This window comes from Sphingobium sp. ZW T5_29, assembly GCF_044987515.1.
Lineage (GTDB): Bacteria > Pseudomonadota > Alphaproteobacteria > Sphingomonadales > Sphingomonadaceae > Sphingobium.
Genome location: NZ_JBJDRM010000003.1, coordinates 89,296 through 114,023, shown reverse-complemented (window position 1 = coordinate 114,023; position 24,728 = coordinate 89,296). Strand labels below are relative to the sequence as shown.

23 protein-coding genes are annotated in these 24,728 nt (G+C 63.2%); 16 read left to right on the top strand and 7 right to left on the bottom strand.

Annotation, left to right across the window (positions count from 1 at the left end; all coding sequences use genetic code 11):
• Nucleotides 1–62: 62 nt before the first annotated feature.
• The gene (locus ACI3KQ_RS03160; RefSeq protein WP_404954704.1) at nucleotides 63–1,514 is read right to left on the bottom strand and encodes an aldehyde dehydrogenase; all 1,452 of its coding nucleotides are present in this window, start codon (nucleotides 1,512–1,514) and stop codon (nucleotides 63–65) included.
• 74 nt (nucleotides 1,515–1,588) lie between these two features.
• On the opposite strand from ACI3KQ_RS03160, the gene ACI3KQ_RS03155 reads away from it, so the two are divergent.
• From ACI3KQ_RS03155 to ACI3KQ_RS03140, 4 genes are all read left to right on the top strand, one after another.
• Complete coding sequence (locus ACI3KQ_RS03155) at nucleotides 1,589–2,068, top strand: MarR family winged helix-turn-helix transcriptional regulator (RefSeq protein ID WP_404954702.1); 480 nt, start codon at nucleotides 1,589–1,591, stop codon at nucleotides 2,066–2,068.
• Between the two features lie 84 nt (nucleotides 2,069–2,152).
• Nucleotides 2,153–3,301, top strand: coding sequence for a helix-turn-helix transcriptional regulator (locus ACI3KQ_RS03150; protein ID WP_404954700.1), 1,149 nt, complete (start codon nucleotides 2,153–2,155; stop codon nucleotides 3,299–3,301).
• 112 nt (nucleotides 3,302–3,413) lie between these two features.
• Nucleotides 3,414–4,661 carry a serine hydrolase domain-containing protein gene (locus ACI3KQ_RS03145; RefSeq protein ID WP_404954698.1) on the top strand — a complete coding sequence of 416 codons (1,248 nt, stop codon included), beginning with the start codon at nucleotides 3,414–3,416 and terminating at the stop codon, nucleotides 4,659–4,661.
• 33 nt (nucleotides 4,662–4,694) lie between these two features.
• The gene (locus ACI3KQ_RS03140) at nucleotides 4,695–6,872 is read left to right on the top strand and encodes a TonB-dependent receptor (RefSeq protein ID WP_404954696.1); all 2,178 of its coding nucleotides are present in this window, start codon (nucleotides 4,695–4,697) and stop codon (nucleotides 6,870–6,872) included.
• A 107-nt stretch (nucleotides 6,873–6,979) separates the two neighbouring features.
• Here ACI3KQ_RS03140 and pabB read toward each other — a convergent pair whose 3' ends face one another.
• Nucleotides 6,980–8,188 (bottom strand): aminodeoxychorismate synthase component I, encoded by a 1,209-nt coding sequence (pabB, locus tag ACI3KQ_RS03135; protein WP_404954694.1) that lies wholly within the window; start codon nucleotides 8,186–8,188, stop codon nucleotides 6,980–6,982.
• A gap of 309 nt (nucleotides 8,189–8,497) precedes the next feature.
• Here pabB and ACI3KQ_RS03130 point away from each other — a divergent pair, with 309 nt between their 5' ends.
• The 8 genes from ACI3KQ_RS03130 (at nucleotide 8,498) to ACI3KQ_RS03095 (ending at nucleotide 16,118) form a co-directional block, all read left to right on the top strand.
• Nucleotides 8,498–9,430 (top strand): helix-turn-helix domain-containing protein, encoded by a 933-nt coding sequence (locus ACI3KQ_RS03130; RefSeq protein WP_404954692.1) that lies wholly within the window; start codon nucleotides 8,498–8,500, stop codon nucleotides 9,428–9,430.
• A gap of 77 nt (nucleotides 9,431–9,507) precedes the next feature.
• A complete protein-coding gene (locus ACI3KQ_RS03125) occupies nucleotides 9,508–10,266 on the top strand; it encodes an SDR family NAD(P)-dependent oxidoreductase (protein WP_404954690.1) in 759 nt (252 codons plus the stop codon).
• A gap of 219 nt (nucleotides 10,267–10,485) precedes the next feature.
• Entirely contained in the window at nucleotides 10,486–13,020 is a 2,535-nt protein-coding gene (locus tag ACI3KQ_RS03120; RefSeq protein ID WP_404954968.1) for a TonB-dependent receptor, read from the top strand.
• Between the two features lie 33 nt (nucleotides 13,021–13,053).
• Nucleotides 13,054–13,590 carry a 2,4'-dihydroxyacetophenone dioxygenase family protein gene (locus ACI3KQ_RS03115; protein WP_404954689.1) on the top strand — a complete coding sequence of 179 codons (537 nt, stop codon included), beginning with the start codon at nucleotides 13,054–13,056 and terminating at the stop codon, nucleotides 13,588–13,590.
• A 64-nt stretch (nucleotides 13,591–13,654) separates the two neighbouring features.
• Nucleotides 13,655–14,089, top strand: a complete 435-nt coding sequence (ligA, locus tag ACI3KQ_RS03110) for a protocatechuate 4,5-dioxygenase subunit alpha (protein ID WP_404954687.1) — start codon at nucleotides 13,655–13,657, stop codon at nucleotides 14,087–14,089.
• 1 nt (nucleotide 14,090) lies between these two features.
• Nucleotides 14,091–14,930, top strand: a complete 840-nt coding sequence (locus ACI3KQ_RS03105; RefSeq protein WP_404954685.1) for a class III extradiol dioxygenase subunit beta — start codon at nucleotides 14,091–14,093, stop codon at nucleotides 14,928–14,930.
• Complete coding sequence (locus ACI3KQ_RS03100; RefSeq protein WP_404954683.1) at nucleotides 14,927–15,331, top strand: nuclear transport factor 2 family protein; 405 nt, start codon at nucleotides 14,927–14,929, stop codon at nucleotides 15,329–15,331. Before ACI3KQ_RS03105 ends, ACI3KQ_RS03100 begins: the two co-directional genes overlap by 4 nt.
• Nucleotides 15,332–15,368: 37 nt before the next feature.
• Entirely contained in the window at nucleotides 15,369–16,118 is a 750-nt protein-coding gene (locus ACI3KQ_RS03095) for an IclR family transcriptional regulator (RefSeq protein WP_404954681.1), read from the top strand.
• A gap of 79 nt (nucleotides 16,119–16,197) precedes the next feature.
• On the opposite strand, the gene desA is transcribed toward ACI3KQ_RS03095, so the two are convergent.
• Nucleotides 16,198–17,592, bottom strand: a complete 1,395-nt coding sequence (gene desA, locus ACI3KQ_RS03090; protein ID WP_404954679.1) for a syringate O-demethylase — start codon at nucleotides 17,590–17,592, stop codon at nucleotides 16,198–16,200.
• Nucleotides 17,589–18,332 (bottom strand): alpha/beta fold hydrolase, encoded by a 744-nt coding sequence (locus ACI3KQ_RS03085; RefSeq protein WP_404954677.1) that lies wholly within the window; start codon nucleotides 18,330–18,332, stop codon nucleotides 17,589–17,591. Before ACI3KQ_RS03085 ends, desA begins: the two co-directional genes overlap by 4 nt.
• A 127-nt stretch (nucleotides 18,333–18,459) precedes the next feature.
• Between ACI3KQ_RS03085 and ACI3KQ_RS03080 the strand changes: the two genes are divergently transcribed.
• From ACI3KQ_RS03080 to ACI3KQ_RS03065, 4 genes are read left to right on the top strand one after another with little or no spacing between them, the layout of a single operon-like run.
• On the top strand, nucleotides 18,460–19,338 hold the full coding sequence (locus ACI3KQ_RS03080; protein ID WP_404954675.1) for a methylenetetrahydrofolate reductase: 879 nt from the start codon (nucleotides 18,460–18,462) through the stop codon (nucleotides 19,336–19,338).
• 25 nt (nucleotides 19,339–19,363) lie between these two features.
• Nucleotides 19,364–20,224: a formyltetrahydrofolate deformylase gene (gene purU, locus ACI3KQ_RS03075; RefSeq protein WP_404954673.1), complete on the top strand. Its 861-nt coding sequence runs from the start codon at nucleotides 19,364–19,366 to the stop codon at nucleotides 20,222–20,224.
• 7 nt (nucleotides 20,225–20,231) lie between these two features.
• Nucleotides 20,232–21,098 (top strand): bifunctional 5,10-methylenetetrahydrofolate dehydrogenase/5,10-methenyltetrahydrofolate cyclohydrolase, encoded by an 867-nt coding sequence (locus tag ACI3KQ_RS03070; protein WP_404954671.1) that lies wholly within the window; start codon nucleotides 20,232–20,234, stop codon nucleotides 21,096–21,098.
• Nucleotides 21,091–21,444 (top strand): dihydroneopterin aldolase, encoded by a 354-nt coding sequence (locus tag ACI3KQ_RS03065; protein ID WP_404954669.1) that lies wholly within the window; start codon nucleotides 21,091–21,093, stop codon nucleotides 21,442–21,444. Before ACI3KQ_RS03070 ends, ACI3KQ_RS03065 begins: the two co-directional genes overlap by 8 nt.
• 24 nt (nucleotides 21,445–21,468) lie before the next feature.
• Here ACI3KQ_RS03065 and ACI3KQ_RS03060 read toward each other — a convergent pair whose 3' ends face one another.
• The 3 genes from ACI3KQ_RS03060 to ACI3KQ_RS03050 form a co-directional block, all read right to left on the bottom strand.
• Nucleotides 21,469–22,407, bottom strand: a complete 939-nt coding sequence (locus ACI3KQ_RS03060; RefSeq protein ID WP_404954666.1) for a helix-turn-helix domain-containing protein — start codon at nucleotides 22,405–22,407, stop codon at nucleotides 21,469–21,471.
• A gap of 89 nt (nucleotides 22,408–22,496) precedes the next feature.
• Nucleotides 22,497–23,459: a PDR/VanB family oxidoreductase gene (locus tag ACI3KQ_RS03055; RefSeq protein ID WP_404954664.1), complete on the bottom strand. Its 963-nt coding sequence runs from the start codon at nucleotides 23,457–23,459 to the stop codon at nucleotides 22,497–22,499.
• A gap of 8 nt (nucleotides 23,460–23,467) precedes the next feature.
• Nucleotides 23,468–24,571, bottom strand: a complete 1,104-nt coding sequence (locus tag ACI3KQ_RS03050; protein ID WP_404954662.1) for a Rieske 2Fe-2S domain-containing protein — start codon at nucleotides 24,569–24,571, stop codon at nucleotides 23,468–23,470.
• Between the last annotated feature and the right edge of the window lie 157 nt (nucleotides 24,572–24,728).

Below are 24,728 nucleotides of genomic sequence, written 5' to 3'. Positions count from 1 at the left end.
GCTAAGTTGCGCCTCTCCGCCTGAGATCCCAGCTTTCGCTGGGATGACGAGGGAAGAGAATATCAAATCGGATAATGGCCGGGCTGGGTCTCCATCGTGATCCAGCGCAATTCAGTGAAGCTGTCGATCCCGGCGCGGCCGCCGAACTTGCCATAGCCCGACGCCTTGACGCCGCCGAAGGGCATTTGCGCTTCGTCATGGACGGTCGGGCCATTTACATGGCAGATGCCGGACTGGATCTGCCGCGCGACCCTGAGCCCGCGCGCCGTGTCGCGGGTGAAGACCGATGCGGACAGGCCATATTCGGTATCGTTGGCCAGTTCGATCGCATGGGCTTCGTCGCGGGCGCGGACGATGCCAACGACCGGGCCGAAGCTTTCATCGCGGAACAGCTTCATCTGTGGGGTGACGCGGTCGATGACATGGGCGGGCATCAAGACGCCATTCGCCTCGCCGCCGTTCAACTGGATCGCGCCTGCCGCCAACGCATCATCGATGAGCGTACGGACGTGGGAAACCGTCTTGCTGTCGACCACCGCGCCGAGTGGCGTCTTGCCCTCGCGCGGGTCGCCCACCGCCATGGTGCCGACCTTTGCCTGAAACTTCTCGGCGAAAGCGTCGGCGATGGCTTCGACCACGATGATCCGCTCGGTCGACATGCAGATTTGGCCCTGGTTCATGAAAGCGCCGAACGCGGCGGCCTTCACTGCTTCGTCAAGGTCAGCATCCTCCAGCACGATCAGCGGCGCCTTGCCGCCCAGCTCCAGTACGACAGGCTTCAGATGCTCAGCGCAGCGTTTCGCGATGATCCGACCGACCGGCGTCGATCCGGTGAAGTTCACGCGGCGCACGGCGGGATGGTCGATCATCGCGCCGACCACATCGGCCGCATCCTGCGGCGCGTTGGTGATCAGGTTGACGATGCCGCCAGTAAGGCCCGCTTCCACAAAGGCCTGGACGATCAGACCATGGGTGCGCGGACATTGTTCCGACGCCTTGAGCACCACGCTGTTGCCGCAGGCGAGCGGCACGGCGATGGCGCGGGTGGCGAGGATGATCGGCGCGTTCCATGGCGCCATCGACAGCACCACGCCTGCCGGTTCGCGGATAGCCATGGCGATGCAGCCGGGCTTGTCGGACGGGATCACCTCGCCTCCGATCTGGGTGGTGAGCGCCGCTGCTTCGCGCACCATCGAGCTTGAGAGCATCAGGTTGAAGCGCGCCCAACCCTCGGTCGCGCCGATTTCCGCCATCATCGCGTTGATGAAATCGTCCACACGGGCGTCGAGCGCGTCGGCGGCTTTCATCAGCAGGGCGCGGCGGGCATTGGGGCCGGTTTGCGACCAGGCGGGGAACGCGGCCTTGGCGGCATCGACCGCGGCAATCGCATCTTCGACGCTGGCGGCAGCCGCGCGGGTGGCGACGGCGCCAGTGATCGGGTTCAACCGTTCGAAAGCCGAGGCGGCACTGCGCGATTCGCCGCCGATTATCAGGGAAATTTCCGATGCGGACATGTGTCAGGCCCTCTCTTAATGTTATGTTGCATATCAATGTTGATTGTTCTGAGCAATAACATTATGAGCGAGTCATGAGCATGAGTCCTTCAGGCAACAGGCTGATCAATCCCGTCGCATCACGACTGGGATATCGGCTGCGGCGTTCCTCCTCCGCGATGATGGCGACGCTGGGTGCGGCGCTGGAGCTGGTGGGGTTGCGACCGGTGGAGGCGACCATCCTCCTGACGATCGGCGCCAATCCGGGCTGCATCCAAAGCGACATAGGCCGCATGCTGGGGATCAAGCGCGCCAATATGGTGCCGCTGATCACTGGCCTCATCCAGAAGGACCTGGTGCAGAAGTCGCCGGTAGACGGACGCTCCTTCGCCCTGAGCCTGACCGCCCAGGGAGAAGATGTGCGCAGCGAGGCGGACGCGATCATGTCCGCCCACGAACGCCGTTACACACGCTTGCTGACGCCCCAATATCAGGATGCGCTGCGCATCGTGCTGGACGTTCTGGAACAGGAAGAAAATGCCACGCACGAGGAGGGGGAAGCGGCAGTCATCTAGGCCGCGCCATCTCCGCAGTGCGCACGTCATTTGGGAGCCTAACGCCGCAGTAAAAATAATGCGCGGCAAGCAGGGAGGGATGCAATGGAGGCTAATCTCAGCGCGCAGATACTACCCGCCCTTTACGGATGCTGCGACCGTCCCGAAAACTGGCGACCGCTGTTGGACCGGATTTGCGCCGACCTTGGCGTCCGCAGCGCGGCGGTGCAGATTTATCGGCAGGAGGGCGGCCATCTGATACAGCGGTGGCAGGAGCGGGACAGCTATTCCCACGCGAACGCCGCCCTGCATGACCGGTGGATCAACAATCCAGACAATCCCCGGCTCGCCATCATCCCGCGCGACCGCCTGGAAGCACAGCTGTCCGTCCGCACCGACGCGCAGCGTTTCGATTCCACATCGCCGCAATTGCAGGAGACGCGGCATCGCCTGGCGCAGATTGGCCTCAGGGGCGGGTCGGGTCTGCTGTTCGAATTCGAACCATCACGCTGGTTCAGCCTGATCCTGCACCGGCAGATCAGCGACACGGTGGAGCGGGATGGCAAGGATGCTGCTTTCCTGTCGGACATCGCGCCGCATCTTCTGGCCCTGTCGCGCGTCTCGGCCACGGTGCAAACGGCACGTGCCGCGCAAGCCACATTAGCCTCGATCATGGATCGTCTGCGCCCCGGTGTCATTCTCTGCACCGCCAGCGGCGAGGTCCGCTGGCACAATCGCGCGGCGGCCACGATGCTGGCGAACGGCGCGCCGCTGATGCTGGACCATGGCCAACTGCGCGGGGTTTCAGCCGAAAGTCGTCAGAGGCTGGCGCGGCTCCTGTCGCCTCCTTGCGATGACGACATGATCACGGCGGCATTCGGAGATTTGGACGACAGCATGGTGCAGGCGATTGCGCTGCCCAATGGCGCGTTCAAGGGGACGGTGGCGCATGGCTGGGATGATGACCGGGACGGCGTCGCGCTGATCCTGATCGATCCGTCGCAGGCGCCTTTCCTATCGGCCGGGCACGTCACGTCGCTATTTGGCCTGACGCCTGCGGAGGCGCGACTGGCCGTCGCCCTGTCTCAGGGCACGTCGCTCAACGCCTATGCTGATCGCCGTGGTGTGTCGGTCGGCACGGTGCGCATCCAGATGAAGCGCATCCTGGAAAAGACCGACAGCCGTCGCCAGGCCGACCTTGTCGGCAAGCTGTACGGCTCCGTCATCGCTCAGGTGCATGGCAATTTGCACTGAGCGGCTGCTGCGCGGCGTATCCCATTTGGGAGCCGCGCTCGTCAGATCATCTGTTCACAACAGTGCCGAAGGACCGACGACCATCAGTCGGCCGAAAGTAGAGGATGTGCGTGTGCGCAAAGCATCAGGATTCCTTGTCAGTTTCGCGGCTGCCGCGATGTGCGCGACCGTTCCGCCTGCTTCGGCGCAGCAGACATTGCCGCCCGTGCTGGCTGATGGACCGCCATCCACGGTGCCGGTCGCCGTCCAGATCGCGCGTTGGCACATGCTGGATGGCGACATTAATTCACTGACCTTCCGCAGCATGGACCGGCTGTTCACGACGCGCACCGTCGCCCATGCCGGGACGCCCTGGCGGCTGCCGCGCGCCGACGCGCCGCTGGACGTCAGCTACACTTTCGGCGGCAAGCGCTACACGGCGCAGGATTTCCTCGATCGCACCTACACCAATGCGCTGCTGGTGATGAAGGACGGCAAGATCGTCAGCGAAATCTACCGCAACAACAGCGATGAAAACAGCCGCTTCATCGGCTGGTCCATGACCAAGTCGGTCACGTCGCTGCTGGTTGGCTGTGCGCTGGCGGACGGGCGGATCAAGTCGCTGGACGATGACATCACCGCTTACCTGCCCGAATTGAAGGGCGGCGGATATGACGGCGTGACCATTCGGCAGATTCTGCAGATGCGGTCTGGCGTGGATTATGAGGAACGGTACGATTTCGCCAATCCGGGCATCGCGGCGCGCAATCATGTCGACGCGCTGGTCAAGAATGTCGCGCGCTTTGCCGATGCCGCGCGGACGGTGAAGCGGCTGCACGCGCCGGGCAGCGTGTTCCAGTATAAGACGCTCGACACGGCTGTGCTTGGCTGGTTGATCGAACGGGTCAGCGGCACGACCGTCGCGGGCTATACCGCGCAGAAATTGTGGGAGCCGCTGGGCGCGGAGCAGGACGGCTTATACATCATGGATGGGCAACCGGGCACGGGCCGCGAATTCAGCGGCGCGGGCTTCAACGCCACGTTGCGCGACTATGGGCGGATCGGCCAGATGATGCTGGACGGTGGCCGCGCCAACGGGCGGCAGGTGGTGCCAGCCGACTGGGTCCGCACATCGACGGCGCCGTCCGCGCCCGCCGATGACAAGATGCCGGGCATTCCGACCGGCTATGCAATGCAATGGTGGCTGCTGGACAATAGCGGCGCCTACAGCGCGGTGGGATTGCAGGGCCAATATATCTACGTCGATCCGCGATCCCGCACCGTCGTCGTCAAGATCAGCTATTTCCCGCCGGGCGATGAAAAGCCGACGGCGGAAACCGGCGCTTTCCTGAAGGCCGTGTCGGCCTGGTCTCCGAAATGACCGGAAGAATATCCAAAAAATAGGGAGGGAAGAATGAAACGCATATTGCTGACGGGCTCCGCCGCCATCATGACCTTGTGGACGTCATCCGCCTGGTCGCAGGAAGCGGCCCCGCAGGCGGGATCGTCCAACACGCTGGGCGAGATCGTCGTGACGGCCCAGCGCCGGACGGAAAATCTGCAGAAGGTGCCGGTTGCCGCCAGCGCGCTGGACGCAGGTGACCTGAAGGCGAATGCCGTCGTTCGCCTGAACGACCTTCAAAATGCGACGCCTGCGCTGTCGATTTCCGACGCGGGTATCACGTCTGCGGTCAACATTCGCGGTATCGGCCTTGCCAGCAACTCGCCCAATGTGACGGCAGGCGTCGCCACCTATGTCGACGGGCTGTTCCAGCCGCCGATCGTCCAGGCGAACAGCTTCTACGATCTGGCGAGCGTTGAAGTGTTGCGCGGTCCGCAGGGCACGTTGGTCGGCAGCAACTCGACCGGTGGCGCGATCTTCATCAATTCGCGCAATCCTGATCTGAATGGCATCAATGGCTATGCCGAGGGGAGCGCTGGCAACCGGGGCAATTTCGGATTGGAAGGCGCGGTGAACGTGCCGCTGTCCTCTACCTTGGCGGTGCGCGGTGCTGGCTTCTACCGGGGCCATGACAGCTATTTCAACGATGTTGGCCCCTTCAACAACAAGGCGGGCAAGCTGGACGAAAAGGGCGGGCGGCTGGGCGTGCTGTGGCAGCCGGGCGATTTCCGCGCGCTGCTGAAGGTCCAGTATAATGATCGGGACATTGGCGGTTATGCCTATCGTCCGATCCGGGGAACGGAGTATTCGCCTTATCGGGTGGGTGACATCTATACGCTGAATTATGATACGCCCGTGGCGATCGGGGAAAAGGCGTTCATCTCCAGCCTGGAACTGCGGCAGGAATTCGCCAGCGGTATCGTGCTACGGTCGATCAGCGGCTATCAGAGCAAGAAGATCGAAGGCGTCAACGATGTCGACGCATCGCCTGCGCCGGACGGCGTCACGCAGGACTATTATGCGCGTGAGCGTCAATATAGCCAAGAGATCAACCTGATCTCACCCACCGGCGAAACGCTGGAATGGATATTGGGCGGCTATTTTCAGCGGAATGAAATCAAGGTGCGCATCCGTGAGTTGCGATTTGGGTTTCCCACGGACATCGACCCCGACAACAGGCGCACGACGACCGGCATCTTCGCGCAGGGCAGCTACCGCGTGACGCCCGATGTCCAGTTGCAGCTGGGCGCGCGCTATTCGCACTATAAGGCGAGCGGCGTTGGCGATGTGCGCATTGGCGCTGGGATCCCGGGCTTCCCGCCCGGTGGCCTTCCGGTGGCGAGCCTTGACGGATCGCATCAGGATGGTCGCGTGACCGGCAAGGCGGCGATCAACTGGACGGTGAACGATGATCACCTGCTCTACGCCTTCGTCGCTCGCGGCTATAAGCCCGGCGGCTTCAACGCGGTGGATTCCGAGTTCCGGCCGGAAATGGTGTGGAACTATGAAATCGGCTGGAAGGCGAGCCTGTTCGACAAGCATGTCCGCACGCAGATTTCGGCCTTCTACAACGACTATTCCGATTTCCAGTTCGAAGTGATCGAGCCGACGACCGGCTTCAACGGCGTCCAGAATATCTCGCAAGGCAAGATCAAGGGCATTGAAGCCCAGTTGCAGAGCAAGTTCGGCGGTTTCAGTCTCGACGCCAATGTCGCCTATGTCCATTCGAAGCTCGCTGGGCTGACCTTCATCAACACCCGGGCCATTCCATCGGGAAGCCTTGGCCCGCAATGCCCGCCCGGTACGCCGTCCGCGCCGCCCCTATGTTTCGATTACACGCCAGCCATCACCACGACCGATGGCGGCCCTAACCTCTATTCGCCCAAATGGACCTATGGCGGCACAGCGGCTTATGAATTCCAGCTGGGCGATGACGTGACCCTGACGCCGCGCATCAGCTATTCCTATGTCGGGCCGCGCTTCACCTATCTCGCTTACTCGCCGGTGTCAGATCGGATCGCGGGCTATGGCTTGCTGTCCGGCCTCGTCACTCTGCGGACGGGTCAGTTCCATATCGAGGCCTATGGCACCAACCTGACCGGCAAGCGCTACGTCAGCGGCCAGTTTGGTCTCAATGAATTTTACGGTGCGCCGCGCGAATATGGCATTCGTGCTGGGTTCACTTTCTAAATTAGGGGGAAACCCGTCGCCATCGGGTGGCGGGTTTCAGGATTGGTGCTTTGGAGCTTGTTCGATCAGGCCAGATTGAACAAGCTCGGCATCGCGGCGAGCAAATCCTAGTCAAGAAATCGCGCCTTGGTCAGGCATTCCTCCCATTCCGCGACAGGATCGGAATCAGCGACGATGCCGGACCCGAGATCGATCGTCAGACGCCCACTCTGGGGTGAGACGGTCAGCGTGCGGATTGCGACGTTGAAGCATGCGTCGCCATTTGGGGCGAAATGGCCGATCGATCCGGTGTAGACGCCCCGGGGGCGGTCTTCCAGTTCGGCGATTACTTGCGCCGCCCGGATTTTGGGCGCTCCGGTGACGGACCCGCACGGGAACAGCGCCGCGAGAATGTCGAAGGCGTCCACATCCTCGCGGCGGCGCGCCGTGACGGCGGAGACCATCTGGTGCACCGTCGGATAGGTTTCGACCGCGAAGAGTTGAGGCACCTTCACTGATCCGGGTTCGGCGATGCGGGACAGGTCGTTGCGCATCAGGTCGATGATCATCAGATTTTCGGCGCGCTGCTTGGGATCGGTGGCAAGCGACCGTGCGGCGGCGGCGTCCTTTGCGGGATCGGCGTGCCGCTCCGCCGTGCCCTTCATCGGTCGGCAGGCGACATCGCGCCCGGTCACCTTGAAGAACAATTCCGGCGAGAAGGAAAATACCAGGTCCGCGCCAGTCGATATGATCGCGCCATAGGGCGCGCTCTGGCGCTGCCGCAGCCGGGCGTAAAGCGCCAGCGGATCGCCATCGAAGCGCATCCCGGCGCGAAAGGTGAGGTTCGCCTGATACAGATCGCCTGCTTCGATGAGGCCGAGCAATTCCGCGATTCGCCCGATATGCTCCTGCCTGGTGATGGCGGGCTTCAGCGGCCCCATGCTGAACGGTGCATCGCTGGGCAGCAGCGCCGCGAACATGTGCGACGGCAGCATGGCAGGAGGCCCGAATATTCCGAACCAGAGCAGTGGCCCGGATGAGGGCGTGACCGGCATGGCGGGATCGAAGGCGGCGGCGGCATCATAGCCGACGAACCCGGCGGCGTATGCGCCCTGTCCTATGGCTGCGCGTACGGCTTCCAGCGCCGGTGCAACGTCGGCGAGCGTCGCAGCCTTGATCACCTGTAACGGGTTGGTGAACAGCGTCATGTCACCATCCGGCGAGGATGCGTCGTCGAGCAGCACGAAGGGCTGGTCGAACGGCGGCAGGACGTCGATCGCCTCTTCGCCGCATTCTGTCCGGTCAGATCGCGGCGGCATGTGGGGAAGATGGTTCATCGCAAGCGCCACCTTTCAGGCTGGAATGTCGCCGATCGGCGTTGTCGTGCGCCGTCTACCCGTTGTGGCCCCGCATAACGTCCTGCCGATCATTCGAACTGATCCGGAGATATTCATTTTTCCTAAGTGCGGTAAGCTGGCAAGGTCCCGGAATGGGGAGGATAAGAAAAAACGTCAGTTCTCATCAATATCTTACCTCCAAAAGCCCCTGCCTGATGACGATGGTCGCGTAGGGCAATCGATCCGCGGATGCGGCCGCTATTTTCTTTTCATAATTTATGTGAAACTGTTCCGGTCATGGAGTAATGGATGATCGAGCATTTCTCGACGCAGAATGTCGTCAGGCCTGAACGTCTGGCTTACTGGAACAGGGTCGCCGCTGGCCGCTCTGCCGGATTGATGATCGACAGTGCCAACCGCGAATTCCTGGGGGAGCTTGGCTGTTGGACTCTGGGCAACCTCTCCATTTTCAAGGCTCGGGCTGAATCGTGCGTCGTGTCCCGCAGCGCTCGGCATGATGGGGAAGAACGGCTGCTGGTGCATCTCCAGACCCGGGGCCTGAGCGAACAGCGCCAGTCGGGCCGCGAATGCGTGCTGCGCCCGGGCGACCTTTCCATCTGCACCACGGCCGCGCCGATGCGGATAGAGGTCGCATCGCATGAGATGATGGTGGTCGATGTCGCCCGCCACGAACTTGAACGACGCGTGCCGCAGCTGGACCTGCATATCGGCAGTCCTACGCCGGGAAATTCTCCGACCGTCCACAGCTTCCATCAACTCACGCTGGCGTTATGGCGGGAAGCGGAAGGCCGCGTCACGCCCCCCGATCCGAACTGTGCGGCAGGCGCGGAAACGCTGATGCTCGACCTGCTGGGACTGGCGCTGCGCAGCGCCGTTCGCGGCGGCCCCAACGGGGATGGCAGGGGGCTGGCGCGGGTCAAGGCAATCGTGGAGGCGCGGCTGGGCGACCCGGAACTGGACACCCCGGCGATCGCGCGCGAAGTCGGCATTTCGCCGCGCACGATCCAGACATGGTTCGCCGCGGAAGGCACGACCCTGCGCGCCTATGTGCTGGATCGGCGGATGGAGCGGGCGTCCGACATGCTGGCCGCCAACCGGGGCGTGAATATCACCGCGATTGCGCTGGACCTGGGGTTCAACGATCCCGCTTATTTCGCCCGCTGCTTTCGCAAGCGGCACGGCTATTCCCCACGCGAAGGGCGTCAGATCGCGCGGGCCTGACCAGCGGTAATCGCCGTCTCTATCGACCGTCCTGGATCGCAGGAGCGGTTTCATCACCATATTGGGAGCTCATGCAGATGACCAACGGCTTACTCACCGGAAAAACCGGCTTCGTCACGGGCGCGGCCAGCGGGATCGGACGCGGCATCGCCAAAGTGCTGGCCAGCGAAGGCGCCTATGTCGTGCTGAGCGATCTGGCTTCGTCGACCGCGGAAGGCGCCGAAGCGGTAGCCGAGATCGAGGTGGCGGGCGGCATGGCGCGCTTCGTCGCGGCCGATGTGACGCGCGCGCAGGACATCGACGCCCTGATCGCGCAAAGCCGCGCCATCAGCGGGCGGATCGACTTTGCCGTGAACAATGCGGGCATCGGCCTGAAATCCATGCTGGCTGAAAGCAGCGACGACCTGTGGGAGCGGATGAACGAGGTAAACCTCAAATCCTGTTTCCGCGTCATGCGCGGCGTCCTGGCGATCATGCGCGAGCAGGGCGGCGGCAGCATCGTCAACGTGTCGTCCATCGCCGGAGCCGTAGGATTGCGCGAAGCGGGCGTCTATTCAGCGACCAAGCATGCGATCCTGGGCCTGACGCGCACCGCCGCGGGGGAGAATGGCGACGTCAATGTGCGCGTCAACGCCATCCTGCCCAATGCGATTCGGTCGAAGCTGTTAGATGGCACGTCGCCGGAGTTCCTGGATGCCCTGCTCGCGCCGCAGGCGATCAAGCGACTGGGCGAGCCTGAGGAATGCGGGCACCTGACCGCCTTCCTGCTGTCGGACCGGGCGGCGTTCATCACTGGCGCGTGCATCCCGATTGATGGCGGATATCTCGCCACCTGAAAGAATCGGAGTAATTCATATCTGTGAAATATTCCGATAGATGAATTAAACTGCGCTGGCGTCCTGATCGGCAGCGCTCCAGTGCAAGCAGGAGGGACGGGTTTCTGGCATTGAAAAGAAGAGCGCGAAAAGCGTCAATTGTCGAGGGGAGGAACCATGTTTAAGATGATAGCCGCATTGCCCGTGGTGTCGGTTCTAGCCATAGCGACCGGGACTTTGATGCCCGCCTATGCGCAGGACGCCACGCCTGCGCCCGCTGACACGGCGACCGCGCCCGATCCGGCGGCTGCTACGGAGGACGCATCGCGATCCGGGGGCATCCAGGACATCGTCGTGACGGCCCAGCGCCGTTCGGAAAATGTGCAGAAGGTTCCGATCGCGATTTCCGCCTTCACCAATGACGCCTTGCAGGAGCGCGCGGTGCAGAGCGTTGCCGCGCTGTCGGGGCTGGCCCCCAACGTTACCTTTGATGCAGGAACGCCCTTTTCCGGGTCGTCTTCGGTGCTGGCCGCCTATGTGCGCGGTATCGGGTCCAACGACTTTGCCTTCAATATCGACCCTGGCGTGGGTGTCTATCTGGACGGCGTCTATCTTGCGCGATCGGTCGGCGCGAACCAGGAACTGGGCGATGTCGAGCGGATCGAAGTGCTTAAAGGTCCGCAGGGAACGCTGTTCGGTCGTAACACCATCGGCGGCGCGATTTCCATTGTCACCCATGATCCGGGCGACAAGTTCCGCTTCATCGGCGACGCGACGACGGGCAGCTACAAGCTGTTCCAGGCGCGCGGCACGGCGGACATTCCGATCGCCGATACGCTGTCGAGTTCGGTGTCCTTCTCAGTCAAGACGCGCAACGGCTATTTCAAGCGCAAGCCCTTTCCGGGCGCACAACCGGGCACCTATCAGGTCGAACCGGCAACCGCCTATTCCGCGAGCGGTTACGAAAATGCAGGACTTGGTCGCGAAGGCGGCGAGGATGCCTGGAGCCTGCGCACCAAGCTGCGCTGGGAGCCGAGCGACGCGGTGCGCGTGACGCTGAGCGGCGATTACAGCAACAGCAAGCAGGAACAGCTGCCCAACACGCTGCTGGCGACCACGCCCAATGTCGCGGGCGGCGCTTTCGACGTTTTTGCGGGCAGCTATAACTGCGCTATCGCGGGGCAGTCGACCGGCTGCGGCAATGGACCGCCGTCCTTCGCCTATGCATATCGGCGCGCCGGCCGTTCGGGCTTGTTCGACTTGCCCGCGATCTTCGGCGTCAATGCAGACGCCAACCCCGATAACAACCGGCTGCCTTATGACAATCGCTTCGTCACCGGGGACAAGGACAGCAGCTATGCGACCGGCTCCAACTTTTCGCGCATGCAGTCCTATGGCGGGGCGGGAACGATCGAATATGATCTGTCCGACAGCCTGACGCTGAAATCGATCACCGCCTATCGCGAACTGCACTGGAAGGCGGGTCTGGACAATGACGGTTCGCCGCTCAACATGCTCCAGATCAGTTTCGAGATGAACCAGAAGCAGTTCAGCCAGGAACTCCAACTTTTGGGGAATGCGCTGGATGATCGCCTTAAATATGTTCTGGGCGCCTATTATTTCAGCGAATCGGGTAATCTCCACGAATATGTGACCTTTGGTGAAGGACTGTTGTCGATCGATGGCAACAATCTCCTCAACACCAAGAATGGCGCGATATTCGGTCAGCTCGACTTCAAGCCGATCGACCTTGTCGGCATTACCGTCGGCGCTCGCTATACGAAGGAAAAAAAGTCTTTCGAAGGGTTCCAGACGGACCTCAACGGCCTGACCTACAAGATCCTGAATGGGTTCGGCGTGCCTGCCTGCGCATCGCTGACGCCGATCAGCGACGATTGCCGCATCGCCGGGGGCTTCCCCAACGCCAACGCGCCGCTGCAACTTTATCCCGGTGGCGAGAACCGCAAGACGTTCGACAATTTCTCCCCCAAGATCGGCGTGCAGCTTTATCCCAGCGACGACTTCATGGCCTATGCGTCCTGGTCGAAGGGATACAAGACCGGCGGATGGACCACGCGTCTGTCGAACCCGTTGCCCGATGCGCCGAGCTTTGACGAGGAAAAGGCGACGACCTGGGAAGTCGGTTTCAAGTCGAAGCTGCTCGACCGGCGTCTGCAACTGAACTTTGCAGCCTTTACGACCGACTATAAGGGCATCCAGCTGAACTTCCAGCAGGGCGTGTCGCCGACCATCCAGAATGCGGGCGACGCCCGGATCCGGGGCTTTGAGGCCGAAGCGGTGTTCGCGCCGGTCCGCGCTTTTACCCTGACGTCTTCGGTCGGCTATATCGACGCGAAATATACCGATGTATTGCCGGGCGCCGTCGTGGCCCCCAGCGTGATCCAGGGAGGCGTGTTCGTGGGCGCCGAACTGCCCAAGACACCGCACTGGAAAGTCAATGTCAGCCCGCGCGTCGAACTGGACGTGGGCGGCAGCGGCGCGAAGATCATCATGCTGGCCGACTGGACCTACACCTCGCGCATGCGCAACGATACCGAAGGCACGTTCATTCTGGACCGCAAGGCGTCGAACGTGGTCAACGCCAATGTCACGCTGCGACTGCCCGACGATCGGTACAGCGTCACGGTGGGCGGCACGAACATCTTCAACGAACGCTTCCTGACCACGGGTCAGGCGCAGATTGCCGGGGGGCAATTCTACGGCACCTACAACCGTCCCGCCGAATGGTACGCCAGGCTGGGCGTGCAGTTCTGATTACCCCCCCGCGGAAAACAGGATAATATCATCATGTCCAGCATTATGAATGCCCCGCCTTCCACCGCTTTCAAGATCGTCGACGTGCCCGAAAACCTTGCCCATGTGATCGACGCGCATGGCGTCAAGGGCAGCTTCATCGGGCCCTCGGAGGCGGAAAGCCCGTGGGTGCCCTTTGGCCCCAACGCCGCCATTCGCCACCTGGCCTTCGACGTCCGCCAGAACATCTACTGCAACGTGCTCTGGCTGAAGGGACCGGGCGTCGTTGGCACCCACAAACATCGCGGGCGCCTGGTCATGATGTGCCTGGAGGGCAGCCTGCGCTATCTGGAGCATGACTGGGTGGCAGGACCGGGCGACTTCTTCCTGGAAGTGCCGGGCGAACGGCACACGCTGGTCAGCGAACATCCGCAGGGCGGCAAGCTGTGGGGATGGATGCAGGGTCCGATCGAATTTTACGACGAGGAAGGCCAGTTCGTGGAGACCGCCGACGTGTGGTGGTTCATCAACCATTATGAGAGCTACTGCCGGGAAAATAACATCCCGATCAATCCTCAGCTTTATCTTTGATGGGGGCCGGGGGGTCCCCGGCGAAGGAACGGCGGCGGTCGCGACAGCGACGGGCCGCCGTCCATTGCGTGACGATGATGATGAGGAGGCGTTGAACGTGGAGTGCGCGGGTTACGACAAGGCGGATCTTGCGGACATTCCCGGGACGACGATCTTCACCATCGCCTCGTCGCGGCGGGCCTACCATCTCCATCGCTTCTGCATGTCGCTGATGAAGGCGGAAAACCGTTCGGCGTTCAAGGCGGACGAACCGGGCTATCTCGATCGCTTCGGTGTGACCGGGGAACAGCGGGACGCGGTGCTGCGCCGCGACTATGGCGGGCTGATCGCGCTGGACGGAAATTTCTATTTCCTGGTCAAGATCGCCAGCTGCGACGGCATCAGCGCCGCGCAGGCGGTCAGCACGATGACGGACCTTTCGGTAGAGGATTATACGGCGATGATGATGACCGGCGGCCGGTCGCCAGACGGCGTCCGATCCATCAGCGGCAGGTTTTGACATGGCGCGCATCACCGCAGGGGTGGCGACCAGCCATGTGCCCGCGATCGGCGCGGCCATCGACCTTGGGAAAACGCAGGAGCCTTACTGGGCGCCGCTGTTCGCGGGATATGAAAAGAGCCGCGCATGGCAGAAGGACGCCAGACCCGACGTCGTCATCCTGGTGTTCAACGACCATGCGACCAGCCTGATGCTGGAAGTGGTGCCGACCTTCGCAATCGGATGCGCGGAACGGTATCGCCCGGCGGACGAAGGGTGGGGCGCCCGCCCCGTGCCAATGGTCCAGGGCCATCCCGAACTGGCGGCGCACATCGCCGAAAGCCTGATTATCGACGAATTCGATATGACCATCCTCAACGACATGGATGTCGATCATGGCATGACCGTGCCGTTGTCGCTGCTGTTCGGAGAGGTCGGGCAATGGCCGACGCGGGTGATCCCGGTGCTGGTCAACGTCACCCAGTTTCCGCCGCCATCGGGCGACCGTTGTTGGCGGCTGGGCGAAGCGATCGCGCGGGCGGTCGCCAGCTTTCCCGAAGACCTGAACGTGCAGGTGTGGGGCACTGGCGGCATGAGCCACCAGTTGCAGGGCAAGCGCGCTGGCCTTATCAACAAGCCGTTCGACCAGGCGTTTCTGGAAAATCTGACCACCGATCCCCAGGCGCTGCGAAAGCTCACCCATTATGACTATCTGCGTGAGGCGGGGTCGGAAGGGATAGAGCTCATCATGTGGCTGGTGATGCGCGGCGCGCTGGGCGATGCGGTGAACGAGGTCCATCGCTTCTATCATGTGCCCGCGTCGAACACGGCCGTCGGCCATGTCGTGCTGGAGAGGGCGTGAGCGTTTTGGATGCGGAGGCGCGCAGGGCGATCGAATGGGATTGCGCCCGGCTGGTCCATTACTATGCCAATCTGAACGACGGGGCGGAATGGGAGGCTGCGGCTGCCCTGTTTGCCGAGGAAGGGCTGCTGGTTCGCCCCAGCGCGCCCGATCGGCCGATCGCGGGCCGCGATGCGATATTGGCGGCCTTTCTGGCGCGATCGCCGCGCGCGACGCGCCATGTCTGCGCCAATGTCGTCATCGACGTGCTGAGCGCCGATCGGGCGGTGGGAGAAAGCGCCATGCTGCTGTTCACCGGCCCCGGCGCGCCGCTGGTCGGATCGTTCCACGATCGGTTCACGCGCACCGCGGAAGGATGGCGCTTCCTGGAGCGCAGGGGTTCGCTGATCTTTTCGGGGTGAGGCTATTCGATTTCGTTTCGGATGCTACACTCCGCCGATGAACGAACAAACGCTTTCGCCGACCGTCAAATCCGCCATGCGCACCCTCGACATCATCGAATATGTCGTGTCGTGCCGCCGCCCGCTGGTGGCGCAGGAGATCGCGCAGGCGCTGTCTATCCCGGTCAGTAGCCTGTCTTACTTGCTCGGGACGCTGACGGAGCGCGGTTATCTTCAACGCGAGGGGCGGCGTTATAGCCCAGGGCCGGGGCTGGCCCGACTACAGGGGCCAGCCCCGGCCTTTTCGCTCGCCGAACGGGCCGCGCCGCTGGTGCGCTCGCTGCGTGTCCAGCTGAACGAGACCAGTTCCTTCTTCGCGCGGCAGGGTTGGGAGATGGAGGCGCTGGTGACCGAGACCAGCGATCATGCGCTGCGCTATGCCGTGCAGACGGGCCGCCGCACGCCGCTCCATTGTTTTTCGGCGGGCAAGGCGCTGCTGGCGGCGCTGCCGGACGATGCGTTCGAACGCTATCTGGAGGAAAGCCATCGCGAGGCGCTGACCCCCACGACGATTACGGACGCGGATGCGTTGCGGGAGGAGGTCAGGCTGGTCCGGCAGACGGGCGTCGCGCGTACGCGGGAGGAAAGCACGCCAGGAATCTGTGGCTTTGCCTATGCGGCGCGGGTGGACGGCGAGGTGGCGGGCGCGTTCAGTGTCGCCGTGCCGGTCGTGCGGCTGGATGAGGAACTGGACCGGCGGGTCGTCGCTGCGCTGACGCGGACGGCGGCGCTGTTCGACATAGCTTGAGGTGAACGTGGCGCGAGCCGAGCAAGTTTAAAAAGATCCGGCGGGGCGCCAGGGAGAAAACGCCCCGCCGGTTGGATGGTCAGGCGGTCTTGCGGGTCCGCCAGCCATCCGCGTAGCTGTCGCGCGCGACTTCGGAATAAGGCGCGGGGCTGACAGTGGCGTGGATCTCGACCTGAATATGGGGTTCGACCGTCGGCTTGCTGGTGCCGCCGTCCGGTTCGCCCCACAGCAGCGTCACTTTCGTGCCGGGTTCCGCATATTCGGCGTCCAGCATCGCCAGCGTCAGCATGCGGCCTTCATTCGCGCTATAGCCGACCCAAGTCGACAGGCCGACCTGCTTGCCATCGACGAGCACGGCGTCGAACGGGTGCATGGAATAAACCGCCGAGGGGAATTCGAAATATTTGGCGCGGTCGCCCTTCTGAAAGGCCGAACTGATGACGCGAGCAACGTCCTGGCTGTCGAGCGCCAGCGTCACTTTCTTGCGGTGTGGCTGGTCCGCCATCTTTTCCAGCGCTTCCCGTCCGATGAAGTCATGGTCGAACTTGATGAAGGGGCCGTACCCCAGATCCCAGGGTGTCAGATAATAGCCATCGACGCTGTCGGGGACATAGCTGCCGCCGATCGACGCCTTCGCTTCATAGGAATTGGCGGTCAACCATTCGCGATAGGGCTTGAGCGCTTCGCCGCTGTAGACGGCGGGCAGGGGGGAAGGAATCCAGCCCGATTCAAGCGTGTTCGACGAGTATGTGCGGCCACCGACCAGGGTCAAGCCGAAGGGTTCGCCTGCCTTGATCAGCGCCTGGCGTACCGTTTCCCGATCAGCCCAGGGACCGAAAAGTTCATAGCCCGGTTGGCCCGCCATGCCGTGGCGCAGAGCACGCACCTTGCAACCGGCGATGTCCAGCGTCGTCATGTGGAAGAATTTAAGATCGGGCGGGGTCTCTCCCATCGCGGCCTCCAGCGTCTTCATGGCGTTGGGGCCTTGCAGTTGGTAGCGGTAGGATTTGCGGTTTTCCGGGTCGGGGCGAACGGCGGTGCGTTCGTCGCGTGCGACGGTGACGTTCCACTTGCCGGTCTGGGCATGATATTCCACCCATTCGATGGCGGGAGCGCGGCCCACCAGATTGAAGCGGTTTTCCTCAAGGTAGAAGAGGATGACGTCGCCGATGACGTAACCGTCGGGCGTGACCGGCACCCATTGCTTGGCGCGATCGGGAATGAAGCCCTTGAAGCTGTTGATGCCGAGATGGTTCAGCATGGCGAAGGCGTCCGGCCCGCTGACTTCCAGATCGACCATGTGATAGGACTGGTTGAACAGGACAGCCTTCTGCGCCCATGCGCTCTGTTCGTTGCGCCAGTTGGAATATTCCGCGGGTACGCCCGGATAGGCGTTGGGCCCGGTCTGCTGGTTGCGCAGGAAGTGCACCAGGTCATCCTGTCCTTCTACCAGAGTTTGCAGGCTGTCAGTCATTCATCTTCTCCCATTGTGATGATGGAACCGGCGGGCGTTTCCAGCCAGTCGGCTATGGCTTCGTTCAGGGCGTCAGGCGCCTCGACGGGCAGCATGTGGCCCGACCCGGCGATGATCTTCAGGTGCGCGCCGGGGATGCGGTCGGCGATGAAGCGGTGCTGTTCGGGCGGGCTCCATTCATCGTCCTCGCCAACGGCGACCAGCGTCGGGCAAGCGATGCGCGGCAGCAGACATTCGACTTCCGGGCGGGCGAGCAGGGCGGCGATCTGCGCGGCGTAGGTGTCTATCCCCACCTCCACCGCCATGCGATGCAGCGGCATTATCAACGCCTGATCGGCCCGCCGGGCAGGCGCGACCATCGGCGGAAGCCAACGGTCGATCAGCGCGGCTGCGCCCTGTTCTTGGCCCAGCGCGAGCAGGGCGTGGCGTTTTTCCGCTTCGCCGGGGCGGATCATGTGCGTGCCGGTGCTGACCAGCGCGAGCCTTTCGACACGCTCCGGCGCAAGCCGAATGACCTCCAGCGCGACCCGCGCGCCCATCGAATGGCCAAGCAGCGACATTCGGTCGGGACCCGTGGCGATCACGCGCCGAGCCATCGCTGCAATGCTGTCGCAGGCGCCGAATCCGTCGATCACGAACGCATCGGGAAAGCGCCGCATCTGCGCAGCGAAAACCCGAGAATCGCATAGCAGGCCGGGCAGGAAAACAGGTTTGGCGGCTTCGACGGACATCATCACCATCAGATTGAATTCGTATCCATGAAATTTCTTATATACGAATTTATCAAATAGGGCTAGAGAGGAATTCGCAAAAAGATCGGGCGGCTGACGCCGTCCGGCACGACCGGGATACTTCAGGAGAGCGATCATGGCGGGCGCGGCGACGATCCACCCCAATTGGGCACAGCATATCCCCACGCGAATCACGGATGGCTATTCCATCGAGATCACCGCCAAGGATTGTGAGGCGCTACGGACGGCCGCGTCCAGTCTTGCGCCCGAAACGCCAATCGCCATCACTTTCCTGCCGGGCGAAACCATCGATGCGCGAATTGATGCGGCGAAGCTGGTGCGCGACCTGGGGTTCGAACCCATGTCGCATTTGTCGGCTCGGCGGATCGCATCCTATGAGGAGCTGGAACAGACGATACGGCTCTCCGTCGAAGAAGCAGGCGTGCAGCGCATGTTTCTGGTGGCGGGCGATCCTCCTGTCCCCGCTGGGCCGTTCGAGGATACGCTGTCGTTGCTGCGCACCGGCCTCTTCGACGCGCATGGTGTGAAGGCGATTGGCATCGCCGGGCATCCCGAAGGCCATCCGGTCATGGACGAAGATGCCTGTTGGGCGGCGTTGACCATGAAATGCGCTGAGGTGTCCAATCGCGGCATGGCGCCGCTGATCGTTACCCAGTTCGGGTTCGACGCGGCGCGGGTGCTCGACTGGCTGATCGCGCTGCGGGAACGGGGGATCGACGCCCCGGTGCGGATCGGCGTGCCGGGACCGGCGGGGATCAAGACGCTGCTGCGCTTCGCCACGCATTGCGGGGTCGGCGCGTCGGCGGCGGTGCTCGCCAAATATGGCATTTCATTGTCGCGCCTGCTGGGCGCAGCGGGGCCTGACCGGCTGGTTGGCGACATCGCCGCCGGCCTGCGTCCCGGCCATGGACCGGTGCGCCTGCATTTCTATCCGTTCGGCGGCCTGGCGCGGACGGCGGAGTGGATCGGGCAGCATCGCGCGAACCAGAATTGACGCACATATTCCAAAGGGGGATCGATTGACCCAGACCTGCATCCTGACTTTATCCTGCGCCGATCGGCCGGGACTGGTCGCTACCGTCGCCGCCTTCCTCGCATCGCACGGGGGGAATATCCTGGAGGCCCAGCAGTTCGACGATCGGGAGAGCGGCCTGTTCTTCATGCGGGTCGTGGCTGAACTGGCCGAACCGTGGGACGACATCGACAGGCTGAGCGCCGCTTTCCGTCCGGTGGCTGACGATCACGGCATGGAATGGAGCCTGCGCGACGCGGCGGAGCGGCGACGCGTGCTGTTGCTGGTGTCGAAGTTCGACCATTGCCTGGGCGACCTGCTCTATCGCAACCGCATCGGCGAACTGTCGATGGACGTCGTGGGCATCGTGTCGAACCACCCGATGTCGGCGCTCAACACGACGATGATCGGGGACATTCCCTATCATCACCTGCCGGTCACGAGAGAGACGAAGGCGCAACAGGAAGCGCAGATCAAGGCGGTGGTCGAGGAAACCGGTGCGGAACTGATCGTGCTGGCCCGATACATGCAGATATTGTCGGACGATCTGGCCGCCTATCTTTCGGGCCGCTGCATCAACATCCACCACAGCTTCCTGCCGGGATTCAAGGGCGCCAAACCCTATCACCAGGCGCATGCGCGGGGCGTGAAGATGATCGGCGCGACCGCGCATTATGTGACGGCCGACCTCGATGAAGGGCCGATCATCCATCAGGATGTCGAGCGGATCAGCCATGCCGACAGCCCCGAAGACCTCGTGCGCAAGGGCCGCGACATCGAACGGCGCGTGCTGGCGACGGCGGTCGCCTATCATCTGGAAGACAGGGTATTGGTCAATGACAGCCGCACAGTCGTTTTCCGCAACTGAACCGCGCATGGCCACGACAATCGACGGCAAAGCGCTGGCCCGCGAAATGAGCGCGAACACGGCCCGGCAGGCGGCAGAATTGAGAGCGCGGACCGGCGTGCTGCCGACGCTGGCGGTGGTTCTGGTCGGGGAAGACCCAGCCAGCCAGGTCTATGTCAGGCGCAAGGTCAAGGAGACGGAGGCGGCGGGCATGCGGTCGATCGAGCACCGGCTGGACGCGTCGATCGGGCAGGCCGATCTGTTTGGGCTGATCGCATCGCTGAATGCGGACCCGGGCGTCCACGGCATATTGGTTCAGCTCCCGCTTCCCAAACAGATCGACGCGACCCGGGTGCTGGACGCTATCGATCCGGCCAAAGACGTGGACGGGTTCCATCCGGTCAATGTCGGGCGGCTGTCGACCGGGATCGGCGGGCTGGTGCCGTGTACGCCGCTTGGCTGCATGCGGCTGCTCGACACGGTGGTGAAGGATTATCGCGGGCTGAATGCCGTGGTGATCGGCAAGTCGAATATCGTCGGGAAACCGGTCGCCATGCTGCTGCTCGAACGGGAGTGCACGGTGACGGTGACACATATCGCCACCAAGGACCTGCCGGACATCGTGCGCGCGGCGGATATCGTCGTGGCGGCCGCCGGGAGCCCACTGCTCGTCCGGGGGAATTGGGTAAAGCCGGGCGCGGTCGTGATCGATGTGGGCATCACACGCGTGACGGATGGCGACGGAAAGGAACGGCTGGTGGGCGATTGCGCCTTTGACGAACTGGGCCATGCCGGGGCGGTGACGCCGGTCCCCGGCGGAGTGGGGCCGATGACCATCGCCTGCCTGCTTGCCAACACGGTACAGGCGGCCAAGCGGGCGGCGGCCCTTGGTTGAATCCTGCTCCACCACGCGGGTCGCCGTGCGCGACCTGCCGCTGATGGCCGATATCGGCATCAACCCGGACGAGATCGGTACGTTCCAGCCGCTGGTGGTCAGCATCACGCTGCTGGTCGATCCGGTGACGGAGGACATGCTGGGCGCGACGATAGACTATCGCCGCGTCCATGAACTGGCGCGGATGCTGGCGGAAAAGCGGATCGGGCTGATCGAGACCTTTGGCGCCGAACTGGCGCGGTCGTGCCTGGCCTTCGACCGCGTGCGGCAGGTGGAGGTGACAATCGACAAGCCCCGCGCGCTGCCGTCGGGGATGGCGTCGGTCATGATATCGATGGCGAGGTGAAGCGGAACATTCCGTCCGTATAATTTACGCCTGCCGGAACGACGTCGGCGACCGCCCATATTCCTGCGCGAAGCAGCGCGCCAGATAGCCCGGATCGTTGAAACCGCAGCTATATGCGATTTCGCTGACGGTAAGGCTGCGGCACGCGACGTCTTCCAGCATCGCGCGCACGCGCGCCAGCCGGATCGATCGCAGTTCGCGACCGACGCTGCTGCCGGTGGCGGCGAACAGGCTATGGAGATAGCGCACGGAAATGCCGTGCTGTGCGGCGATGGCAGCGGGGGTCAGATCCGGATCCGCGAAACGGCTGGCCAGCGTGCGCCTCAACTGATGCATCAGTCGCCGCCGATAGGTGGTTTCTTCGCCCGCTATCCCTTCGCACATAAGCGCGAGGCACCCGCCCAATTGATCTCCCACGATATGAGCGGGCAGAGGCCGCCCCTCCTTGACGGCGATCGCGATGCTGCGCAGCAATCCGTCCATCGCCGCACCCCAGCGGGATGTGCCGATCAGGGGGCGAATGGTGCAGGCATATGGGTCCGGCAACCAGCGTTCGATCCAGGCGCTGGGCAGCGCAACCAAATAGGCTTCGGAAAATTCCGACGTGAGGAAGCGGAAGTCGTCGAGGTGACTGAACAGCAAGGCTTCGCCCGCGCCCAGAGAGGCTTCGCGCCCGTTCTGGCGCAGTGTGATGCCGCCGCTGCGCATATAGACGAGGTCGAAGCGCGACGATGCGCCATGAGGACCGCTGGTGTCGCGCACCCCTTCCTGACGTGTCGCGTCGATGACGGAAAACTGGACCTCGCCAATGTCCTGCTGGCGCAATTCCCCCCGAAACGCCGCACGATCGGGGACGCGAATGTCGATAGGCGTTACCAGCGCCTGCACCTGCCCATGCCAGTGGTCGAAGGCGGGCGAGCCGTTCACGGTCGCGGTCGACAGGTGATAGCTGCATCCATGCACGCGCGTCCGTCTCCTTCCCGCGCTGTCGATCGCGCCTTTTCATCGCGATGATAGCGGGCAAGCAGGCGGCGCGCCACAAAGACGTTGGGTCAGAGGTCCAGAAGCAGCAACGGTGACCGCGCGCGTGAACAGCAAGGGGTAAACAGCTTTCCTTCCGCCCGCTCCTCATCGGTCAAATAGCTGTCGCGATGATCGGGCACGCCGTCCAGCACGGCGGTGACGCACGTGCCGCATACGCCCTGTTCGCAGCTTACCGGCACGTCGATGCCCGCATCGGTCAGCACGCTGGCGACCGACGCGCGCGGCGGGATGGTGAAGGTCGCCCCAGTGCTGGCGATGCGGACGTCGAAGGGCTGGTCGCCTTCGTCTGTCAGCGGCTCGGCAGGTTGGAACAACTCGCGGTGGATACGGCTTTCGGCCCAGCCAAGTCGCAGCGCCTCTTCCCGGACGCTGTTCATGAAAGCGGCTGGCCCGCACACATAGACATGCGTGTCAGCGCCAGGCGACGCGAGCGCCACGGACATGTCGAGGGGAGCAGCGCCGGGATGACGGCTGAAACAGATACGCCCCCCCAGCGCCTCCACCGTGCTGCCGAAGGCGGCATTTTCCGGCGTTCGGCAGCAATAGAAAAGCTCGAACGGCGCGCCGCCTTCCGCTAGCGCGGCAGCCATGGAAACGATCGGCGTGATGCCGATCCCCCCGCCGATCAATATGTGGCGGCCGCCGTCCGGAGCGAGCGCAAAGAGGTTGCGTGGCGCGCCGACGATCGCTTGCCGGCCCGGATGGAAGGCCTTGTGCACCATGGCCGATCCTCCGCGTGACTGCGGCTCGCGCAGCACGGCGATCTGGTAGCGATGCCGCTCCGCCGGAGGATTGCAGAGCGAATATTGCCGCACCAGCCCGTCATCGACGAGGATGTCGATATGCGCGCCCGCCGTGAAGGGCGGCAGGCTGCCGCCATCCGCGCGCGCAAGATCGATCCGCACGATATCCGGGGTGAGCATCGTGCGCGACGTGATTTCGAGCGTCAGCCCGTCGGCCAGCTTCGTCATGGCGCGCCTCAGACCACGGGTTCGACCGGCAGCCGGGTAGAGGCTTTGCGCTTCAGCAGCGCAAGGGGGGGCTCCGCGTCGGGTCGCGGCGTCGCGCCTTCGGCTTCCTCGGCGATCAACTTCTTCATGATGCGCCGGGCGCGGGTCGCGGCAACGTCGGCCGATGCCATCACCGGCCCCATCTCATCCAGTGTCCGGCTTCCCATCATGCGCTGCTGCTGTTCCAGCATGGGCTTGTCCTGCCCGACGAAGGCGATCTCAATCGCGGCGCGCCACATATAGTCGACCGATGGATCGTCCACCTTGTAGTTGCGGGCGAAGGACCAGAAATACCAGCTGGACGTCGCATCCTTTGGCGTCAGCATGTCACAGCCATAGAGCCAGACGCCCTCGTCGCGGGTCTTGCCGACCGGGGTCACGCCGACGTCCAGCAGCAGGTTGCCCGGCGGGTCCCAGCGCATATAGGCCCAGTGATCGACATTGTCGGCATAGTCGTCGAAAGCGGCGGCCCAGGCGGGCGGAGCGGCGCCGTCATGTGCCCAGCGGTTCGACCATATGGTCGTCCCGCTTTGCAGTGTTTCCAGCTTGCTCCGGGTCAGCGCCGCGCTGTTGAGAATGCCTTCATGGACGAACTCGGCATGGGTAAGGTCTAGGAGATTGTCGCTGATCAGCTCGTAATTGGCCGCGACCTCCATCATGCCCTCTATCCGGCGGAAGGACGGATCGTTGTTGCACGCGAAATCAGGGATCGCGCTTTCGTCGGCCTGGTCCGGGTCTCCGAGCCAGAGCCAGATCATGTCGAAGCGATCGACGACGGCGTAACGCCTGGTCCGCATCTTTGCCGGTATGATGCCATCGATCAGCGGCGTTTTGGTGCAGTTGCCGGACGCGCCGAAGCGAAAGCCGTGATAGCCGCACTGTATATCATCGCCGATCAGCTTGCCTGCGCTCAGCGGCGCGAAGCGGTGCGGGCAGACATTGCCGAGCGCCACTGGATCGCCATGCTCGGTGCGATACAGGACGATGGATTCGTTGCAGATCTGACGCTCCAACAGCGTACGCCCGATCTCGCCGCTCCAGGCGGCGACATACCAGCAATTCTTCAGGAACATCTCGCCTCTCCATATCGTGCCAGTTCAGTGTCGGAACCCTTCACCATGTCAGCATATATGGGCTCATTCTATTTCGCCTGGACGGGAGAGCATAAAAGGTAGGACAGGAAAGCACGCACGGGTGCGGCAATGGCGGCCTTGCTGGTCGGGAGCGCCT

Coding starts and splice junctions, on each gene's coding strand:
- ACI3KQ_RS03160 (WP_404954704.1), bottom strand. CDS start 1,514: ATGTCCGCATCGGAAATTTCCCTGATAATCGGCGGCGAATCGCGCAGT.
- ACI3KQ_RS03155 (WP_404954702.1), top strand. CDS start 1,589: ATGAGCATGAGTCCTTCAGGCAACAGGCTGATCAATCCCGTCGCATCA.
- ACI3KQ_RS03150 (WP_404954700.1), top strand. CDS start 2,153: ATGGAGGCTAATCTCAGCGCGCAGATACTACCCGCCCTTTACGGATGC.
- ACI3KQ_RS03140 (WP_404954696.1), top strand. CDS start 4,695: ATGAAACGCATATTGCTGACGGGCTCCGCCGCCATCATGACCTTGTGG.
- pabB (WP_404954694.1), bottom strand. CDS start 8,188: ATGAACCATCTTCCCCACATGCCGCCGCGATCTGACCGGACAGAATGC.
- ACI3KQ_RS03130 (WP_404954692.1), top strand. CDS start 8,498: ATGATCGAGCATTTCTCGACGCAGAATGTCGTCAGGCCTGAACGTCTG.
- ACI3KQ_RS03125 (WP_404954690.1), top strand. CDS start 9,508: ATGACCAACGGCTTACTCACCGGAAAAACCGGCTTCGTCACGGGCGCG.
- ACI3KQ_RS03120 (WP_404954968.1), top strand. CDS start 10,486: ATGCCCGCCTATGCGCAGGACGCCACGCCTGCGCCCGCTGACACGGCG.
- ACI3KQ_RS03115 (WP_404954689.1), top strand. CDS start 13,054: ATGTCCAGCATTATGAATGCCCCGCCTTCCACCGCTTTCAAGATCGTC.
- ACI3KQ_RS03105 (WP_404954685.1), top strand. CDS start 14,091: ATGGCGCGCATCACCGCAGGGGTGGCGACCAGCCATGTGCCCGCGATC.
- ACI3KQ_RS03095 (WP_404954681.1), top strand. CDS start 15,369: ATGAACGAACAAACGCTTTCGCCGACCGTCAAATCCGCCATGCGCACC.
- desA (WP_404954679.1), bottom strand. CDS start 17,592: ATGACTGACAGCCTGCAAACTCTGGTAGAAGGACAGGATGACCTGGTG.
- ACI3KQ_RS03085 (WP_404954677.1), bottom strand. CDS start 18,332: ATGGTGATGATGTCCGTCGAAGCCGCCAAACCTGTTTTCCTGCCCGGC.
- ACI3KQ_RS03080 (WP_404954675.1), top strand. CDS start 18,460: ATGGCGGGCGCGGCGACGATCCACCCCAATTGGGCACAGCATATCCCC.
- ACI3KQ_RS03070 (WP_404954671.1), top strand. CDS start 20,232: ATGGCCACGACAATCGACGGCAAAGCGCTGGCCCGCGAAATGAGCGCG.
- ACI3KQ_RS03055 (WP_404954664.1), bottom strand. CDS start 23,459: ATGACGAAGCTGGCCGACGGGCTGACGCTCGAAATCACGTCGCGCACG.
- ACI3KQ_RS03050 (WP_404954662.1), bottom strand. CDS start 24,571: ATGTTCCTGAAGAATTGCTGGTATGTCGCCGCCTGGAGCGGCGAGATC.